Origin of the sequence: Maribacter polysaccharolyticus (assembly GCF_028882255.1) — a bacterium.
Classification (GTDB): Bacteria; Bacteroidota; Bacteroidia; order Flavobacteriales; family Flavobacteriaceae; genus Maribacter_A; species Maribacter_A polysaccharolyticus.
The window spans coordinates 1,164,603-1,183,118 of the sequence record NZ_JARBUY010000001.1 but is presented as its reverse complement, the minus strand read 5'-3'; the positions used below and the strand labels follow the sequence as shown (position 1 = coordinate 1,183,118).

Here is an 18,516-nt window from a genome sequence, read left to right as displayed (position 1 = left end):
ATGGAACTATCTATAATAAAAACAGAAATCCATAATATTCAGGGGAAAAAAGATATCGGAGTTAAGCAAGCAATACCAAAGCTTGACATGAAAGATCTTATTTTAGTAGGGGCAAATTCAAGGAGGTTTTTTGGAGTTATAATCTAATCGAAATAGTTCTTCACTATTGGGTCTAGGATACTTTCCAATATGGTATCATAAAGTGATTTCAGCTCGGCGGGATTGTCTGAAAAATTCACAAATTAGGGATTAGAATCCAATTTATCATTCAGGGAACTCCTGTCTGAAAACCATATATATTTTTCTTTGAGCCCACTCAAGGTGTTCTCATTGGGAATTCCCATTTATATGGTTGATTCATGATCCTGATTAAAAATGTTATACCTATCTATAAACACCATAATGTCGCTAATTTACAACAAAAATTGTATATTTGTCGCAAAAGAGCAACATCATGAACACTAAGAAAGCTATTCTACTTCCGAAATATCAAAAGTTTTTTGATCAAATAGGGGAGAATATCAAACTGGCACGAAAGAGAAGAAAGCTAACGACAGAGCAGGTATCAGAACGTGCGGGCATTCACAGAGCTACCCTTTACCGTATAGAAAAAGGCGATCCGGGGGTGGCCATTGGACTATATTTTAATGTGCTCAAGGTAATGAATCTTCAGGATGATTTTTTGAAGTTGGCCAATGACGATGCATTCGGAAGAAAATTACAAGACTTAGATTTATTGTAAATGATGGCAGAGGGTAAATTTGACATATATGTTTTCGCAGACTGGGCAGGCATGGAAAGTCCGGCCCTCATAGGTACGCTATCTGCTCATTTTGCCAAGGGAAAGAAGGCCTTCAGTTTTGAATATGACAAAAATTGGTTAAAAACTGATGCACAACGGCTTTTGGATCCAGATATTGAATTTTATTCCGGACCACAATATCCTGCCAACAAAGAGAATTTTGGAATTTTCCTTGACAGTATGCCGGACACTTGGGGTAAAACCTTGATGAAGCGTAGGGTAGTACAAGATGCAAAGGCAAATAAAGAAAAACCGAAGACCCTTTATGAGATTGATTATCTACTAGGCGTGTTCGACGAAAGCCGTATGGGAGCCTTGCGTTTTAAAACGGATTTGGATGGGTCTTTTTTAGACAATGATGCCCAAACCCCTACACCGCCTTGGTCATCGTTAGGGGATTTGCAGGAAGCAGCTGAACAACTGGAAAGGGATGACCAAAGTGAAGCTATCAGGAAATGGATCGCCGTTTTAATTGCACCTGGTTCATCTTTGGGTGGTGCAAGGCCCAAAGCCAATGTTTTCGACTCGCAAAAGAATTTGTGGATTGCCAAGTTTCCATCGAAAACCGATACCATTGACAAAGCTCTTTGGGAGTTTTTGGCCTATCGATTGGCTATAGCTTCGGGAATAGAAATGGCGGAATCCGAAGTTAAAAAAATCAGTGGGCAACACCATACCTTTCTGACCAAAAGATTCGATAGGGAAAAAAATAAACGGATACACTTTGCCTCGGCAATGACAATGACCGGTAATACTGAAGATTCAATAAGGGATACCTCGCCGAGCTATCTTGAAATTGTCGAATTCATAGAGAATTATGGTGTGGATGTTGAAGCTAATTTACATCAACTTTGGCGTCGTATCGTATTTAATATAGCGATTTCCAATACAGATGACCATTTGCGGAATCACGGATTTATATTAACCGAAAAAGGTTGGATTTTATCGCCCGCCTATGATTTAAACCCCTCGATAGAAAAAGATGGTTTGTCTCTACATATAGATATGGATGATAATGCCCTCGATTTTGATTTAGCTAAAAGTGTTGGCGAATATTATAGGTTAAGCGAAATTGAAATGGAAACCATACTTTCTGAAGTATTGGCTGTGGTCAAAAATTGGAAACGTATTGCAGAAGAAATAGGAATAAAAAGAAGTGAAGTGGAATCGATGTCTAGTGCTTTTAAAACAGAATTAAAAAACAATAAGTATGACTAAAACTGGAAGTGTATTTTCAATGGGAAGTGGAGGAGCTACCTATGAACATAATGTACAAGCAGCTTATTTACTTGCTATGTTATTACAGATTGAGATACCTCTGGTTACTAAGGGCAAAATATCAGAAGTCGCTTTTCAAACAACCAGTAAAGGTTATGCAACAGATGATTTCTTGGTAAAGGCAGATATAGGTTCAGGGGCAAAGAAGAAGATTTTAGGTCAAATCAAATATAATATAGCTCTTACAGAAGCTAATGAAACTTTTAACGAAGTAATAACAGCCTTTTGGAAAGATTTCAATAACACCAAATTTGATAAAAGTACCGATAGGCTTTTATTGATAAAATCTAATTTGACCAACAACGATAAAAAACATTTTAACGTACTTCTAGATTGGGCATCGACACATAATAATGAAGTTGACTTTTATAAAGAAGTGGAAAGAATCGCTATAAAGAAGCAGCATCTTAACATCTTTGAAAATTTACTCAAAATGGCTAACGATGATAAGGATGTACCCAAAAAAGACATTTGGATGTTTCTCAGGTGTATGGCACTTCTTGGGTACGACTTTACAACCGAGACCAGTACTGCGTATAATAATGTTTTAAATATTATCACATTAACTAAAGCTACAGATTGTGAACTAGCGGGCAATCAAATATGGAATAACTTATTGTCTTTAGTTGCTCATTATAATCTTAATGGTGGAACAATATCTTATGACGACTGCATCAAATTAGATATGTACAAATGCTTTAACCCTTCTGTATTTGATAGCACTTATACTTCTGTATCTAAACTTAAAGAAGATAGCAATATCATAATAGAGCCTTTCACTAGCTCTATTGAAGATTTTCACTTGGACCGTTCGGATACGTTAGAAAAGCTTTTAGAGGTATCAAAGAGACATCAATTTACAATAGTAACAGGAAGTGCTGGTGCTGGTAAGTCTGCATTATTAAAAGACTTTATAGAAATATATCACGACAATACAAATGTTTTTGTTTTCAAGGCAGAACAATTTAATGAAAGTACACTATCACATGTATTTACTAAACTTGGTGTCACACATTCCATTAGTAATATTGTCAATTCCATAGGGTATCTGAAAGAAAAACTGATTGTAATAGATAGTTTGGAGAAATTGCTAGAAGCGAATCCTGAAAATGCCTTTCAACAATTTTTGGCTAAGATAAAATCCTTCAAAGATGTAAAAGTGATTTTTACTTCAAGAGCCTATGCAGTTAACCTAATTCTTCAAAAATATCACTTTACAGATTTAGAAGTTATAGAGGTAAAACTTATGTCGAATGATGAACTAGATTTAGCACAACTACATTTCCCCAGTTTAAAGCTATATTTTGAAAACCCCGGCATAAAAGAAATACTAAGAAGCCCTAAATATCTTCAGTTTGCAGTAAATACAATTGGAGTAAGCGGATTTCAAGTAGAGGATTTATCTATAATCGATTTCAAAACAAAACTATGGAATCATATAATTGAAAAATCAACCATGACAGGCAGTGGTATGGCTAGAAAGCGAGGAAAAGCATTTTCAAATGTAGCCATTAAAAGAGCACAGTCTATGCGACTTTTTGTTGAACCAGACGAGGGAGTTGATGAAGCAGCGGTAGAAGCTTTACTTGATGACCATATTTTGTACAAAAGTAGAAATGAATATCAATTTTCACCTTCACACGATATTCTTGAAGATTGGGCGCTTGTAAAGCACCTATCAAAACTAAAAGCCGACGCACCAACCATAGAAAACTTTTTTAATCAAATAGGCAACCAACCTGCTTTTAGAAGAGCCTTTAGGTTATGGGTAGAAGATTATCTGATTGAAGATACTGATGCTATTGTGCGAATAATCGCAAGTACAATTAATAACGATACAATTGAAAAATACTGGATAGACGAGATTCTGATTGCTGTTTTTCGTTCTAACGATGCGACACCCTTTTTTGAGAGTTTTAAAGCTGATTTGATTGCTAATAATGCTTCTTTTTTAGCCCGTTGCATTATGTTGACCAGAACTGCTTGTAAAGAATATGGTTTTGGTTCTGAAAAGAATAAATCTATACTATTTCCTATTGGTAGCGTTTGGAGAGATTTACTTGTGTTTATAGCAGAAAATATAACGGCATTGTCAAATTTACGTGAGTCAATTTTTATGTTATTATTAGATTGGGAGCTAAGATTTTTACTCGATTCTGATAATTCATCCTATGAGGAAATTGAGGCTTGTAAAAGTATTGTTACCCAGTTTATTCAGCAGATTGAGTCTGAAGATAATTTCTGGTTAAATAAGCTTTCTCGTGAAAAATATACGATACAAGAGTTGGTATACCTATTCTTTGGTCTAGCACCTTTTGCTAAACCTGAACTTCAAGATTTTCTTAATAGAGCAAACTCTAAAGACGGCGTGGCTTGGAGAGTACAACAATTCTATGAGATAGCTATTAAAATAGCACTTGGTGGTATACGAAACCAAAGCCTTATAAAAGAATTTCCAGAATTGCTTATTTCTTTAACAGATAAAAATTGGAAAGTACACCCAAAGGAAGAAGTCGAAGAAGTGAAAATCGATGGACGCAGAAGCATATCAAGTTTTTTACCTAAACCAAGACCCGAAAAAGAAGAATCTTGGGGAATAGAAGATTCAAAGTTTGATTATTACCCTTCTGGAATTTATAAAACATTTGCTGCTGGTTTGTTTTCAACCCACCCAATTAAAGCGATTTCGTTTGTAACAAACTTTATTAACTATAGTGTTGACTTCTTTATGCAGTCTGATTATGCAAAAGAGCATCCTCTGGAAAAGTTGACATTGCAATTCCAAGACGGAAAGGAAAGAATACAATATGGTGATTTAGATTTATGGATTGCATATAGAGGTTTAGCAACTAGAGTACATACCCTTATTGAATCGTTATTGATGTCTTTAGAACGTTACTTACTTCAGTTGGCATCAGTCGATAATGATTTAGCTAAAAAGCTACTAGAAGAACATTGTAAATATATACTTCAATTTTCCAATAATGTTGCTTTAACCTCTGTTTTTGCGAGTGTTTTTATGTCAAACCCAAAAGCATTTACAGATGCTATACTACCAATTTTTGGTTTAAGACAATTCTATGATTGGGATTTACAGAGGTCTATAAGTGAGTATCATAGTATGGCACCAGAAGACAATAAAATACCATATGCACAAAAAGAAAGGATGGATTCCAATGCATTGCCTCACCGCAGAAAATATCATCAAGGATTGAGGGCTTTTATGTTTCATTATCAAATTAACTATGGCAAGCTTAATGAAGAGCTTTTTAAGATTTTTGATAAATTTCACAAAGACTTTGCGGATGACCATATGTGGATTAAAACGGTTACAGAAATGGATGTTCGTAAACTTAAACCGGGTAAAGTAAATGAAGAAGCAGGTACGGTGGAGTTGGTGCCATCTTATTCTGAAGAAATTTCGGAAACAATTACTGCAATTGAAGAGGGTTTTAAGGATAATCACTTCGATGCCTCTTATAGTAATATGCTGCGTAAAGCGATAGAAAATGAGGTAGAAATAACTTTTGAGCAATGGCTAGAAATCTACAATTACTACACAGCAGTAGATTTTCAGCACGGTATGTTTGATATGCCAGTATCACTCTCTAAGATTGGACTTGATTCATTTTCTGCTCAATTAAACGAGCAACAGGTTTCTTGGTGTTTCTATACAATTTTTAAAGCCGTTGATGCGCTGATAACGGACAAATACAAAAATGACCATAATCTAAGTATGAAATATAGTTTATTGGAGAAAAAGACAATTCTTCACGCTATACATTTACTACCGAAGTATGCTGCTACAGATAAAGTGAAAACTGATTGTCGGATACTTCTTGGAAGACTGGTCTTATGTCCATTAGACGATTATGACTTAAGACAATTTCTAATGTATTTTAGAGATAAATTTATCAAGAACTGCCCAGATACTGCTACTGACTTAACCAAGATGGTGGTATCCTTTGCAAAATTTGAGAAAGAAAACCCAAGTCCTTACTATAGAGCAACAAAAGAAGAATTAGTTGCATATGAAAAGAGTTTTAAATATTTCATTAGAACATCTATGGATGCGCCTACTGAGATTGATTCGAAGACTATTGATTACTTATTATACGAAAAGCATTTTCTCGTTAGAGCAATGCTAATGATGTCCACGAAGAATTGTAATCCAACAGAAGTTGATTATGTAATAAAAGTGATAGGCGAATTTGTTGGTCAACATACTACCGTTGAAGGAGACACTTGGAGAAGAAGTAACCAAAGTTTTGATTACACCATACAGACAGATATGCAATTATTTCTCGGGCAACTCTTTCTTTATAGTAGTGAAGTAGATTATGGACAAAAATTTGTAGATATTTTAGTTTTGCCATTCCTACAGGAATTTAATGAAAGAGATGAAAATATTCAAGATTTGTTCAAGTTCGTAGCTAGTACATTAGACTTTTGCATTACTATAATGTATGATATTGTACGTGACAATACCGAAGAAGAATTACAAGAATATGGTACAAGATTCTGGCAGTTGTGGGAGTATTTATTTAATAAACTAAAGGAGAGCGACAGTTATTATTTTAGCGATAAATTACTATTAGATAATAGGTTTTTGAAGTCCCTAGAAGATTGGAAAGGGTTTTTTAGTTACAAGGAACAATACCTTAATATGGTAGCTTATTTTGGTACAAGAAAACTTTCCTCTGTTATTACCGTTTTTTCAACATTTGGAGAAAAAGTGTTTCTACCAGAAGGCCTTTTGATTTTAAACGAATTGATTGATGAGCACCCTGGCAATATAGCTGACTTAATGGGGAAAGATGGTAAAACTTTGGTTAAAAAGCTATTTTTTAATAATATAAGTATCATTAAAAATAGGCAGGATTTAGTCAATGCGTATCTACATATTTTAGGTTTGATGATTGATTCGGGTTCTACTGAAGCTTATTTAATTCGCGAAAATGTTTTTGTATATAAAACGGAAGTTTAGTTTTTTCTGCTAAGCAATTACAATCACCTTATTTTAAGTACAGCCCATTCATTTAAATTAACTAATACAATAAATTGAATTGGAAAATAATACTGAATTGTCAAGGGAAATCCTTAGTGAATTTCATGGACGATGGGATATTGAAGCAATCAAGTCTATGAAATTGGAACAATATGTTTCGGTTGGGAAAAAAGATACATTTTGTCAATGGCTAGAAACCAAAACCAGAGCTTTAGGAAGTATTAAGGGTATAAATTCCAGCAAGTTTGGTATTTATAAACGTAGTGATATAAATGCAAAACCAAAAAACTTAATAAATGATAACCTTTATTCCTGGCAACGGTACTATGGAGAAAATAAAAAAGAAGCGTTTGAAAATGTAAAAGCTGAAGTTTTAAAAATTATTGACTATTCTGAAAAGGGAGACTTTGAAAAAATTGATGATTTGCACTTAACTCTTTTTATAAAATGGAAAATTGCTTATCTCTATTCAAACGAAAGATTAATTCCAATTTTTAAGAAAGCTGTACTACATAAAATTGCTGAACATTATGGCTTGACTGTTACGAGAAAAACCAGAGCTTCTGAAATTCAGAAAATAATTATAGCTAATAAACCATCTCATTTATCAATATATCAGTTTGCTGATTTTATGTACGAGAAATATGGTCGAGATAATGGAAAAACAACTAATACCGGAAAGAAGAGAAAAACTAAGAGAAAGGGAGCCACTTCGAGAAACTTTACAAAACAAAAAAGAAAAGGAAGTGCTAGTTACGTTGCAGAGCAGAAACACAATAAGATTCAAGAGGTATTACAAAAAAGACTAGAAAAGAAATACGGATAGGACAACGTTGTGCTGGAGGAAAATTACGTTGATGTAAAAGTTAAATTAGAAAATGAAATTCATTTCTACGAAGTAAAGTCATCGGCCTTTGTCTCTGATTGCATTTGAGAAGGACTAGGTCAAATAATTTCATATATGCAAAAGGACGATGACAATAGAACAAAATTATTGTTCATTGCTGGACAGTACCCACCTAACCAAGATGAAAGTGATTATTTGAATTTCGTAAAGAAAAAATTAAAAATCGATTTTGATTATGTTAGTGTTGAATTGAAAGACTAACTATTAAAATGACCCTTTTTCTCTCGGCCCTTTGTTAGTCACTTTCCATTGGTCATTCTCTTTAACCAGTTTAAAGATGCCCGTCTTTCCATCATAAGACGTTTTGTATCCTACCCAAGTAATTTCACCATCAATGGCTTCATCTAGGATTTCTGCTTTGATTTCTTTATCGGAATCTGGAAGCATATTTTGAACCGCGATCAAACTGGCATATCCTTCTGATGTAGTGTGCTACTTAAGAGCTGATTCATCTTTAAAAAAAAAGCTTTTCGCAACAATTTCTGCGGTTTCTGTGTGGGACATATTCTTATTTCCTGAACAGAAATGAATTGAAGTACGAGTGAGCAAATAACTAATTTTTTCATATTATTAATTTGGGTTATTGATATATCTATGGGATATATTCAGCTTTAGAATCCGTTCGCCATCCTTCTCGTTCAATTCCAAAATTACCCTGCGGTCATTAGATAATGAAAATTTGGGCAACACATAAACGAATCGCATCATCTTACCCTCTGCAATTTTTGAAGGCAGATGGTGTTTGTAAATAGGTTCTAGATACAGACTCTGTAAAGATTTTTTCTTTTCCTTTTGTCTGGTCTCCACCGAAAAGCTCAAGAAGTTCAAATCGTAATCAAGTGTCGATTTGTTCTCAATGCGAATCACGAAGTATAGTTCACCTTTATCAAAAACAATATTCTCCACACTCAGAACAATGTTTTCGTATCGCTTCATAATTCTACCAATACGTTGCTTTCTGTCAAGAAGATAAGTGCAGAATTTTTGATAGTAATAGGTTCTGTAATCAATATCCTTTTCAGAAGTTTTAACCAGAACCGAATCAGTTTCAATTGGTTTTTCATTCCCAATATTACTATATATCGGGATAAAATAATTCAGTTTTGCTAACCGCTCCTTATATTTTATAATATAGGAGAAAACCGAACCAGAATTATTGATGACCAGTAAATTACTTTCCTTTCCTGGCTTTGCCTGTAATAATCCAAAATATTGTTCTTTTTCACGGTTGTATGTGAATACAAAATTAGAGGCTCCTGTGATGCCCTGTCGAATAGGTTCTGGAAAAAATAGCGCTACATTCTTGGTGTCGTTTGCATAAATGGTATCAAGGACTATGTTTGTTTGCGCTTTAGCAAAAGTAGAAATAGACACAATCAATATAAGGATTATGGTTCTCATAATTTTGGTTTTAGAATAAGTTTATAATTGTTCAGTATGGTTACTTTTACTCTTCGGTTAGAATGCCGAAATACTTGTGTAAGTCCGCCCACTTGTGGAACACTAGGAATATTGAAATCGCTGATGACATCATCCAGCACTTCTCTTGTTGCTTCTTCCTGGAAACTATTCTCTACATAAATTCCTTCCGTACCGTCTTGGTAATCATAAGCCTTTAGTTTGACTGGTTGATGATTTATATGCTCAATGTCTATGATTGTGCGATTGGGCTTAAAACTGATAAAGCCATAGATTAGTGTGTTTTTGGGTATTCGTTTTCCATATAGGATAGCATCGTTTGTTAATCGCATCTGTAAGCGATAATTAGCTTTCAGGGTCTGCGTTCCATCTACACGCACATAGATGGATTCATCAGTATTTTTCGCATTCAAAGCTTCATTTGTTATGGGATGGGAAGCGAAAAAGAGTTGATGCTCCAAGGCCAGTTCCTTGGAAGCGACTTCCGTTTCCTTATCATCAATTTTAATGGTGTCTTTTGCCATTTTCTTTATGGATTTGGTAGTGTTGTCCTTCGGGTTGATATTTTCATACGATTGGCCTGAATATCGAATTTGACCATGCTGGTAGATGCTGTCGACCACCCTCATCTTTTCCTTGTCCAATAATTGGGCATCGTAGACCCCTGTGGAGTCCAACAGTCGTTCATCATAGATACTTGGGGCATTGGTTTGCTTAACCTCTTTAAGGTCATTAAGGGCATCTAATTTAGAGTCGTATTCCTTTAGGTTATCCTCTAGTTCCGGTACGGGAATCTGATTATTGTCTGTAGTAGGTTCCTTATCCTCTCCCCATACCAGCATTGCATAGCCTACTAGAAAAAGTAGAATACAGGCCAATACCATGGAAAAAACTAATTTGTTCTTTTCTATTTTCATACTGTTTTTTTTTAGTTGCCCATTATGGGCTTTCATCATTGATTTTCTTTAAAGTGTTTTCAAAAAAATCGGTAATCAACAATCCATGGGTATTCTTTGGAAAGTTTCTGTCGATTTGAATCAACTTTCCCGTAGTAGTTAATTCATAAGTGTCAGTAACTGTACCCCGGTTGATTTCAAAAATGGTTTTCGTTTCAAATCTGTAGGGTTCATTTTGTATATCTACTTTTGATTCTATACGCAATACTTTCTGGAGCAGGGAATATTGCAGTAAGCGGTTATAAACACCATCAGCTTTTTTCTGGCGGTACAAAGCATCTACAGAACTATTACCCAACCATAGGGCCTTTTCCAAATTCTTTTCATAATTGCTGGCATCAATGTTATAGAAATACGTGTGGAAAAGTTCTAGATTGGCTAATGCCTCAACTTTTAAATTTTCTTGTTGGGACACTAATTTCAAGGGAATTACACTACCGTCTGAATTGACTACAAAGGCATTGTTGGTCGTTTCTTTATATAGTTTTATGACCATCAGAACAGAAACGATACATGTCAGGACAGCTCCGATAATGACCGTCAATACAATAAAGCGATTTTGTTTTAAGATGATGTAAATATTTTTATAGGGTGTTTTCATATTCATGTAGCGATATTATTACTTAATGTGCTTTAGGCATTCAGCCTGTAAAGAGTTTAAAAGTGAATGAGGTTGCCCGTTTGTACAGTTTGAATTTCAACAGTACGATAAATCCGATGGATCCTAATTGTAAAAGCGGAGCGAATAAATTACTCCCCCAATCCGTTCCAAAAAGGTCACTCCAAAAATTGGTGTTGATTTCCGTATAGAGATTGTTCACGAATACATTGACCAGAAAAAAAGCCGGTACCAACATATAGACCCCTGCATAGAGTTTGAAAAATGTATAGGCCAATGATCTGAACCTTTCAAAGACGGCCAAGCTGATGACCAACGGAAAAAAGGCCTGCATAATGCCCAAAAGGAAAAAGCGTTCCGCTAGAAACAAGGGGTAGATAAACAGATCCAATAACCACAGGAAAACCCCAATGATAAAGGAGAGTATCTTCAGGCCATACAAGGGGGTGACGAGGGCCTCATAGAGCATCGCCATCGCTTTTTTTGTGGCTTCCAGGGCACCTACATCCTGTTCGATGTCGATATCCATCATCTGCAATGGGAGGAGTGCGGGTGCCGTGTCCCGGTATTGACTCTCGATGGCCACCAGCAAGGCATCGAAAACACCCAAAACCTGTGTGGAGAAAATAACCAATAGTACGATTGCAAAGTTCTTGGCAAGCTCGGATGGCGTAAGCCCCCAAGTATAACCCTCGTTATTGGCAACACCCTCATTATATTTTTTTAGGATATTGATCAAAAAGAACAATACTGCCAGCGTTTTCATCCCGGCAATGGTGTACTGCGAGAAATCACTGTTTTTTATCGTTTGAAAAACGGTGTCCACATATTCCAGTCCCATACCCAAAAAAATCATGGTTGTTAGTAATTGGTTTCTCTATTATTGATTGTGTGTTGCATCTCTCGAAATGCAATTATCTCTCGGTAGCGTCTGGTCTTTGCCTCAATTTCCGCTACCATTTCCTTGGATTGTAATTCCTGTTCTTTAAGGACTTCGGCACGCTCCGCATCTGTCATCTTCAAATTATCACTGGACAATATTTGGTCGATATATTCCATACCCTCTATAGAGTTTTGAAGAATGGCATCGAAAGAATCCGATATACGGGTAACTTCATCAGGTTTTATAAAAGGGGAGTTCAGGATTTGCCTTAAATCATTTTGAACAACTTCGTATAGCCGTTGGTTGTTCTTGGCGAGTTCCCTTATCGCTTTCAATTGTTTGATCACATTGTTCACCTTGTCAATGTTCTCTTTTTGTTGTTTTAGAAAATCTACAGTCTTTAGAAGTTGCGAGGTCTGTTTTGCAGTTTCAATAAGGGATTTGGTCAAACTGATGAAATTGGTATTATCATATACCGGCATCCCTTGGGCCATAGCATGGCCATTCACTACAATGGCAACTAATACGGATAGCATTATTTTTTTAATGATGTGTTTCATTTTCTTGATTTTTGGTTGTTAATATTAAATGCAGTCTACAACTGCTTGATAAATTCTTTGATGGCCCCTTCCATGGAGCCCGTCTTTTTATAAAGTGCCATTATGGCGTCGTTATCTTTACCGTCGGTCAAGTAGGCCGCATATACTTCTGACGGCACTTCCAATCGGAAAATGTTACTCTCTTTACCTATTTTAATGAACATTTCGGTGTACTTCCGTGTTCCGGTCAAGTTGTTCTTAATGGATTTTAATTGATTCAGATCGTGGGAGGAAAGATTCAACCGTTTCACGATTTCGTCATATCCCTTTTCGTTGTTTAGGCTGTAGATGACCTGTGTATTTTCAAGAATGCTTGCCGAAGTCGAATTGTTTGGTAACTGATTGATGGATTGTAGAATGATGCCGATGGCACCGTTTTGTTTCCGGATGGCCTGATAATAAAATTCCACACTCTCCAGTACGTTGTCGAACTTCAGTTGCTTGGCAAACTCGTCGAATAGGATAATGCCCTTTTCGGATCGGTTCTTCCATATCGTCCGTTGAATGGCCGTTTTTATAAGCTTCAACATCACGGAAAGGATTTCCTTGTTGTCCTTTACTTCATCGAGTTCAAAGACGATAAGTCGCTTGTCCTCGATTTTATAGGTCTGGTCTTCGCTAACGTCAAAAAGAAAGCTATATAGACCATCTCCGACATACTCCGACATAATGTGCAGAAAGTTGGTGATGTTGAAGTAATCGGGATGGATTTTAAGGGTTTTGAGCAGTGTTTTCTTATGTTCCTCTATGAAAAAATAAAAGCTACTGAGCGAATGACCAATTGCGGATTGTTTGTAATAGTAGCGTAGGATTTTCTTGATAGAGACTGATTGTGCCTTGGTTACGTCCAGGTCGGAAGCGAAGAGCTCTAAAAGGAAAACCGATAAGTCTTCTAACCGTTCTGGGGTTAGGTCATTTTTATGGCTTATGAAGAATGGGTTGATGCCCAAATTCTGGCCGCTTTCATATCGGAGTATGGTGTATTTTTTGGGATAAAGTTTGGCGAATTTGGAGTAGGACCCCCCAAGGTCGATAATGATCATACGTACACCGCTCTCGAAATATTGACGTAGGATGTTGTTGGCCAGAAAGGACTTTCCTTCGCCGGTGGGTGCGAAAATGGCAAAGTTCCTAGCCTTGATACGTCTCTTTCGCTCATCCCAAACATCTTTTAAAACAGGTACATTGTATACCCTATCATTAAAAATGATGCCCTTTTCGTCTGATTTATAAGTGGTGTTATTGATAAGCAGGCATAGGGCATGTTTCAAGTCTGTGACATACAAATCCTCGTTGGAAAAATGAGAGGAGAAGGCACAAAAACTATTTAAAAAATAATTTGAACATTCTTGCCCCCTAGGGTAGTAAGGAATAATATCCAGTTCCTTGAACTCCGCCTTGATTCGGGAAGTGATACCCTCTAATTTTTTAGGCTCTTTATGCCAATAGAGGATATTGAGCTGACCACGTATGACCCGCGAGGTATCATCAGCATTAATCTTATCAAGTATGTGCTGGGTTTTTCCCAGTATTACCTTGTTCTGGGAACCGAAGTTGGAGCTCTTCTTCAGTTCTTCAATTTTCCTGTCCAGTAGTTTACGCCATTTCTGTTTATTATCCAGATATAGGATTTGGTTGACGATATGGTTTTCGTCCAAGGTCAGACCGAGACCGTCGATAAATCCTTGATGGAAAACAAAATCGTCAGAAGTAAAACCTTCATTGGTCTTACTGCTGAGTACGTTTTTGCCAAAACAAGATTCACTATTGACGGCCAGAACATCAAAATGGTTTTCACCGATATTGATTTGATCTTTATCTAGAAGAATATCGGTATCAAAACCATCATTGAAACCATTGAAATATGTATGCGTAAGCCCTAGTATTTCATCGGGCACCAGAGAGGTAATTAAAATTTTTCGGCTATTGTTTATAAAAGAAACAGAATCGTTTACAGCACCAAGGAATCGGTTAAGGGTATCATCCAGTTCCTTGGGAAAGGAATTAGGGACTATTTTAAACGGATTGACATATTTAGGATTGTTAAGTGCCTTGTTTTTGGTCAGGACAAAGAACAGGTAACATTGATGTTCCATATATTCCCTCCCTTTGAAATATTCGGAGGTTGCTTTTGCCAAGAAAGTACAGGAGGGAAGTTGTTTAGAGGTATATGGTTTTTTTAGATAGATATCCTGTTTGTGAACGACGGTACCGACAGGAAGGGATTTTATGGCCTGAAACCAGGCACCATGGAGATCCTCAAAATCCTTTTCTGAAAGGGAATGGATTTCGGGCAAATCCACTTTGTAGCAAAGCACCACATTACCATTGTTGGCAAAGAATATGTTTTTGCGAATGTCCGCGATAGGATGGTTCGATGCCAGATTAATCTTCCTCATAGTCGAATAACGTTACTTTTTTGTTGGTGATAATTTTGGGAAAGGGATATGTAAGCTGGATAGGTTGTGGATTTTTGGCCAATCGGATAAGAACGATATAGAGACAACTATTCAATATGAAGGCGCCTAATATGATGCCCGGACCAAATGAAAAGATGATGACCAAAAGAGATGCCACAATTGAAACCATCATGAGGGAAAACAACGATACCGGAAGCCCAAATATCATTGCCCGCTTTCTAATGTTCTTATAAACTTCGAATTTCTTCATAAGGATTATACTACAATGCCTATGAGATAGGTGAAGATACCAACGACCGCTCCTGCGATTAGTACAAAGACCAATACACGGGTTATTCCTTTTTTAAGGTCTGCGTTTTCGCCAAAGAAATGACCTGCATTAAACAGGAAGCCTATCAGGAAGATGACACCCAGAATAATGGGAAAAATGGTTCTTATCGTATCGGAAACATCATTGACCGAATCTTCGATACCACCGATTTGGGCAAAAATGGAATTCGTAATAAGCAAAAACAGAAGGGTTGGATACAGTGATTTTTTCATGTTAAAATGGATTTAAAATTAGACTGATTTCTTTATTCGAAAATTACTGTATATTGTAATTCAATATATTGATAATCAAATAATTGTGAATAAAATATTAATTGATATGGATTGTTTTTGTTTAATGGGAATTGGCATCAAATCATATGGGAAATGGAATGGCCTATGTTGATAACTCTAAAATTTCGGAAAGGGGTAAAGCCCAAAAACGTCAGATTTCGACTTTGCCTGGCTCTATGTTTGGTGATTTTACTGTTCCAGTGCCAAACAATTTTTGGTCAGCAAAAAGTAGTGGTAATCGATCCAGGACATGGAGGAAAGGATTCTGGTGCCATAGGGTTAAATGGAATTAAGGAAAATGAGGTGGTACTGCATATTGCCATGGAGATGTTAAGGTTAAATAATGAATTAGATAAACCCTTGGATATTTATTTAACAAGATATAGCGATACACTTATTTCTTTATCGGATAGAACAAAGCTGGCCAAAGCTCTTAAAGCTGATTTGTTTGTGTCCTTACATTGTAATCATTCGGATAATCCAAATGCAAGAGGCATTGAAGTTTATGTGGCCCATCGGAAAACCAAATATTCTGACAGGTCCATTTGGTTAGGCTTTCAACTACAAGATGGTTTGAAGAAGAAGCTGCGGTTAGAGAGTAGGGGTGTGAAGTTCAAGAATTTTCAGGTATTGCGGGAAACAGTTGATTATTGTTCGTCCGTGCTTTTGGAATTGGGGTTTTTGAGTAATAATGATGAAAGTGAATATTATCAAAATACAGCAAGTCTTAAAGCATTGGCCTTGGTCATTTTTCGGATTTTATTTAAAAAATTAAATAGTTATGAAAGAATTAGGGATTGAAATAATGAAGGTCATAAAGAATATCGTGTTGGAATTATGTAAGACGCTTTGCAAAAAGAGTATTATGTAAAGAGTTCTTCTTTTTTGATACATATTGCAGGAAGTTGCAATTGCAACCTTAAAAATATTTCCGAAAGGCGTAATGCAAAGAGTTGTGAAATAACATGTTAACTATATATGTTTTAGTAATAGAGTGGAATTACCTATAATGTCTTAGGTTATAACACTTTGCTTTGGGCACGGCATAAAAAGTAAAGATTGGGAATCTTTGTTTTTTTTAGCGTGTTGGTGCGCAGGCATATTTTACCTTTCTCTTTTATTTAAATTTTTATCTGAACAGCTTTTTTAAAAACACCAAGTTTTGTAAGAAAAAGTGTATGAAATGGTAGAAAAACCTCGGAATTTATATGGTTTTTGTACATTATCTTGTTATATATATTTAATAACTTGTTGATCTCCAGATAATTGACTTCCTACATTTTACTTCCCCCCACAATTTAAGCGCCTTCAGATATACCCTTAAAAGGGGGATATTCATTATGTTTTTAGAATTGAATTTTGACTAACTAAAATTATTATTATGAAAAGTAAAATCACACTTATGTTTTTGATGAGTTTTATTTCTCTTCAGCAATCCAATGCATATTTTCAAGATTCTTCAAATGGTTATTTGAATGAAAATATAACAGAGATTGACAAAAAATCCATTCCAACAAACGGACCTAACCAATTCTATATTGATTTTGTTGGTACAGCAAATTTACAGGCAAATCTTAGCGAGGCAACTGATGAAGTTCAGGGATCGGCTGGTTTGGGAGTCATTTTTGAAAGATACTTTTTAAACAAGAGTGAAGAACAAAAGGAATTGTTTTATCAGGATAAGGAACTATTTCTAAAGTTAAAAAAGAAAAATAATTTAGAAAGAGAGCTAAAACGTTTAAAGGTCAAAATCGAAAAAATAGGCAAAAAAATTAAAATAGAAAATAGCTCTTCTGATTTAGTAGATAGACAAAAAGAACTAGAAGAAGAGAAAAAAGAGCTTGAAAAAGAAAAAATTACAATAAGTAATGCAACGAAGAATATGACCATAGATAAGAATTTCAAAAGGTTTTTTGAGAGTTTAGACATGGAAGCTTATATAAATGTTGCATCAAGTGTTGATTCGCTTGAGGCTATCTTAGACGATGGCAATGTGTCTAATACAAGATTATTCGGCAATTATGTTTTAAACCCGGTAAGTTCTAAACAATCAGTTTTCATAAATTCTGATGTTTACTTTAACCCAGAATTATTGTGGGTAAAGGGTGGATGGATTACAAAATGGATAAGTGGTGCAAATTTTAGAATTAATGCATCGAATGTTCTTTGGAACTTTGCCGATGAGGAGGTAGACAAAAGCAGATATGCAGGTGCGGTGAATTTAAGGTTTGGACTGTTTCACGAATTTTTGCCAAATAATAAAATTCGTGATGTTAAAAATAGGAGAAAATACAGTGTAAGGCTGGGTTTAAATTATACTTTTAGAGAATTGACTGGTGATATCTCATCTCCAACAAACAATTTAATAAGAAATCAATTTTTGGGAACGACTGACACAAGTTTTAGTGGTATTGAACCTTCATTTGGTTTTAGGTTAAACAATATTATCGCGGAGTTTTCAATGCCAATGATAGGTGGAGCAGGTAGAAATGATGTCGAAGGGCTTACAGACACTCAGTTCCTTTTCTCGATAAGGTTTGTAGGAGGCTTTAGCATAAAGCTTGAAGATGAAAATTCAAAAAATTAAAACGAACGGCACTCTTGGTTAAATTATAATAGAATCCTTATTAACTGACTGCTGATAAGAGGGAAGAGTAATGTGTGTGAAATGATAATATTTGTTAAATACTTTATAAATAAACACTGTTTAAATGTAATTTTAGGTTAATATTTAAATATATATTGCTTAATATGCTAACAGAAATCTCCAAAACGGGAATTAATAGGCTTAAAGTTGTTTTGTCGGAAAAGAAGAAAAAAATGTTTGGCTTGCTCATATTATTGGGTAAGGCTACAGGTGGATTAAACCTTGTTCAAATTATGACAACGCACCAGCTTTCTTGATTATTGCTTCAGCCACTGGCTAAACCAATAATACAAAATGTATTATAATATACCGCGTTATGCAACTTGTGCTTTGGTTAAAAGCGATAGTTGTTACTACAGTTTCTTTAAAAAAATT

Annotated in this window: 17 protein-coding genes; 8 read left to right on the top strand and 9 right to left on the bottom strand. The window is 35.6% G+C overall.

Annotation, left to right across the window (positions count from 1 at the left end; genetic code table 11):
- The 6 genes from PHU20_RS05005 (at position 1) to PHU20_RS04980 (ending at position 8,196) form a co-directional block, all read left to right on the top strand.
- Complete coding sequence (locus tag PHU20_RS05005) at positions 1–147, top strand: hypothetical protein (RefSeq protein WP_274824244.1); 147 nt, start codon at positions 1–3, stop codon at positions 145–147.
- Between the two features lie 307 nt (positions 148–454).
- Positions 455–742, top strand: a complete 288-nt coding sequence (locus tag PHU20_RS05000) for a helix-turn-helix domain-containing protein (RefSeq protein WP_274824243.1) — start codon at positions 455–457, stop codon at positions 740–742.
- Positions 743–2,020 carry a HipA domain-containing protein gene (locus tag PHU20_RS04995; RefSeq protein WP_338040878.1) on the top strand — a complete coding sequence of 426 codons (1,278 nt, stop codon included), beginning with the start codon at positions 743–745 and terminating at the stop codon, positions 2,018–2,020.
- Positions 2,013–7,067: an nSTAND1 domain-containing NTPase gene (locus tag PHU20_RS04990; RefSeq protein WP_274824242.1), complete on the top strand. Its 5,055-nt coding sequence runs from the start codon at positions 2,013–2,015 to the stop codon at positions 7,065–7,067. Before PHU20_RS04995 ends, PHU20_RS04990 begins: the two co-directional genes overlap by 8 nt.
- A gap of 79 nt (positions 7,068–7,146) precedes the next feature.
- On the top strand, positions 7,147–7,914 hold the full coding sequence (locus tag PHU20_RS04985; protein ID WP_274824241.1) for a hypothetical protein: 768 nt from the start codon (positions 7,147–7,149) through the stop codon (positions 7,912–7,914).
- Between the two features lie 135 nt (positions 7,915–8,049).
- A complete protein-coding gene (locus PHU20_RS04980) occupies positions 8,050–8,196 on the top strand; it encodes a hypothetical protein (RefSeq protein WP_274824240.1) in 147 nt (48 codons plus the stop codon).
- Between the two features lie 3 nt (positions 8,197–8,199).
- On the opposite strand, the gene PHU20_RS04975 is transcribed toward PHU20_RS04980, so the two are convergent.
- The 9 genes from PHU20_RS04975 to PHU20_RS04935 all read right to left on the bottom strand — a co-directional run bounded on the left by PHU20_RS04975 (position 8,200) and on the right by PHU20_RS04935 (position 15,434).
- The gene (locus PHU20_RS04975) at positions 8,200–8,382 is read right to left on the bottom strand and encodes a hypothetical protein (protein WP_274824239.1); all 183 of its coding nucleotides are present in this window, start codon (positions 8,380–8,382) and stop codon (positions 8,200–8,202) included.
- Positions 8,383–8,565: 183 nt separating this feature from the next.
- Positions 8,566–9,396 (bottom strand): DUF4138 domain-containing protein, encoded by an 831-nt coding sequence (locus tag PHU20_RS04970; RefSeq protein ID WP_274824238.1) that lies wholly within the window; start codon positions 9,394–9,396, stop codon positions 8,566–8,568.
- Positions 9,393–10,331 (bottom strand): conjugative transposon protein TraM, encoded by a 939-nt coding sequence (gene traM / locus PHU20_RS04965; protein WP_274824237.1) that lies wholly within the window; start codon positions 10,329–10,331, stop codon positions 9,393–9,395. The genes PHU20_RS04970 and traM overlap by 4 nt, the downstream gene beginning before the upstream one ends.
- Positions 10,332–10,353: 22 nt before the next feature.
- Entirely contained in the window at positions 10,354–10,971 is a 618-nt protein-coding gene (locus PHU20_RS04960; protein WP_274824462.1) for a conjugal transfer protein TraK, read from the bottom strand.
- Positions 10,972–11,011: 40 nt separating this feature from the next.
- Positions 11,012–11,845, bottom strand: coding sequence for a hypothetical protein (locus PHU20_RS04955; RefSeq protein ID WP_274824236.1), 834 nt, complete (start codon positions 11,843–11,845; stop codon positions 11,012–11,014).
- A 5-nt stretch (positions 11,846–11,850) separates the two neighbouring features.
- The gene (locus PHU20_RS04950; RefSeq protein ID WP_274824235.1) at positions 11,851–12,432 is read right to left on the bottom strand and encodes a conjugal transfer protein; all 582 of its coding nucleotides are present in this window, start codon (positions 12,430–12,432) and stop codon (positions 11,851–11,853) included.
- Positions 12,433–12,467: 35 nt separating this feature from the next.
- Positions 12,468–14,870: a TraG family conjugative transposon ATPase gene (locus tag PHU20_RS04945; RefSeq protein ID WP_274824234.1), complete on the bottom strand. Its 2,403-nt coding sequence runs from the start codon at positions 14,868–14,870 to the stop codon at positions 12,468–12,470.
- Complete coding sequence (locus tag PHU20_RS04940; protein ID WP_274824233.1) at positions 14,857–15,141, bottom strand: hypothetical protein; 285 nt, start codon at positions 15,139–15,141, stop codon at positions 14,857–14,859. Before PHU20_RS04940 ends, PHU20_RS04945 begins: the two co-directional genes overlap by 14 nt.
- Positions 15,142–15,146: 5 nt before the next feature.
- Positions 15,147–15,434 carry a hypothetical protein gene (locus tag PHU20_RS04935; protein ID WP_274824232.1) on the bottom strand — a complete coding sequence of 96 codons (288 nt, stop codon included), beginning with the start codon at positions 15,432–15,434 and terminating at the stop codon, positions 15,147–15,149.
- A 165-nt stretch (positions 15,435–15,599) separates the two neighbouring features.
- On the opposite strand from PHU20_RS04935, the gene PHU20_RS04930 reads away from it, so the two are divergent.
- Positions 15,600–16,295 carry an N-acetylmuramoyl-L-alanine amidase family protein gene (locus tag PHU20_RS04930; RefSeq protein ID WP_274824231.1) on the top strand — a complete coding sequence of 232 codons (696 nt, stop codon included), beginning with the start codon at positions 15,600–15,602 and terminating at the stop codon, positions 16,293–16,295.
- A gap of 580 nt (positions 16,296–16,875) precedes the next feature.
- Positions 16,876–18,081, top strand: a complete 1,206-nt coding sequence (locus tag PHU20_RS04925; protein ID WP_274824230.1) for a hypothetical protein — start codon at positions 16,876–16,878, stop codon at positions 18,079–18,081.
- The last annotated feature ends 435 nt before the right edge of the window (positions 18,082–18,516 follow it).

What these genes read in the sequence shown, in the direction of transcription:
- PHU20_RS05005 (WP_274824244.1), top strand. Translation starts at nt 1, where the DNA reads ATGGAACTATCTATAATAAAAACAGAAATCCATAATATTCAGGGGAAA.
- PHU20_RS05000 (WP_274824243.1), top strand. Translation starts at nt 455, where the DNA reads ATGAACACTAAGAAAGCTATTCTACTTCCGAAATATCAAAAGTTTTTT.
- PHU20_RS04995 (WP_338040878.1), top strand. Translation starts at nt 743, where the DNA reads ATGATGGCAGAGGGTAAATTTGACATATATGTTTTCGCAGACTGGGCA.
- PHU20_RS04990 (WP_274824242.1), top strand. Translation starts at nt 2,013, where the DNA reads ATGACTAAAACTGGAAGTGTATTTTCAATGGGAAGTGGAGGAGCTACC.
- PHU20_RS04980 (WP_274824240.1), top strand. Translation starts at nt 8,050, where the DNA reads ATGCAAAAGGACGATGACAATAGAACAAAATTATTGTTCATTGCTGGA.
- PHU20_RS04975 (WP_274824239.1), bottom strand. Translation starts at nt 8,382, where the DNA reads ATGCTTCCAGATTCCGATAAAGAAATCAAAGCAGAAATCCTAGATGAA.
- PHU20_RS04970 (WP_274824238.1), bottom strand. Translation starts at nt 9,396, where the DNA reads ATGAGAACCATAATCCTTATATTGATTGTGTCTATTTCTACTTTTGCT.
- traM (WP_274824237.1), bottom strand. Translation starts at nt 10,331, where the DNA reads ATGAAAATAGAAAAGAACAAATTAGTTTTTTCCATGGTATTGGCCTGT.
- PHU20_RS04960 (WP_274824462.1), bottom strand. Translation starts at nt 10,971, where the DNA reads ATGAAAACACCCTATAAAAATATTTACATCATCTTAAAACAAAATCGC.
- PHU20_RS04955 (WP_274824236.1), bottom strand. Translation starts at nt 11,845, where the DNA reads ATGATTTTTTTGGGTATGGGACTGGAATATGTGGACACCGTTTTTCAA.
- PHU20_RS04950 (WP_274824235.1), bottom strand. Translation starts at nt 12,432, where the DNA reads ATGAAACACATCATTAAAAAAATAATGCTATCCGTATTAGTTGCCATT.
- PHU20_RS04945 (WP_274824234.1), bottom strand. Translation starts at nt 14,870, where the DNA reads ATGAGGAAGATTAATCTGGCATCGAACCATCCTATCGCGGACATTCGC.
- PHU20_RS04940 (WP_274824233.1), bottom strand. Translation starts at nt 15,141, where the DNA reads ATGAAGAAATTCGAAGTTTATAAGAACATTAGAAAGCGGGCAATGATA.
- PHU20_RS04935 (WP_274824232.1), bottom strand. Translation starts at nt 15,434, where the DNA reads ATGAAAAAATCACTGTATCCAACCCTTCTGTTTTTGCTTATTACGAAT.
- PHU20_RS04930 (WP_274824231.1), top strand. Translation starts at nt 15,600, where the DNA reads ATGTTGATAACTCTAAAATTTCGGAAAGGGGTAAAGCCCAAAAACGTC.
- PHU20_RS04925 (WP_274824230.1), top strand. Translation starts at nt 16,876, where the DNA reads ATGAAAAGTAAAATCACACTTATGTTTTTGATGAGTTTTATTTCTCTT.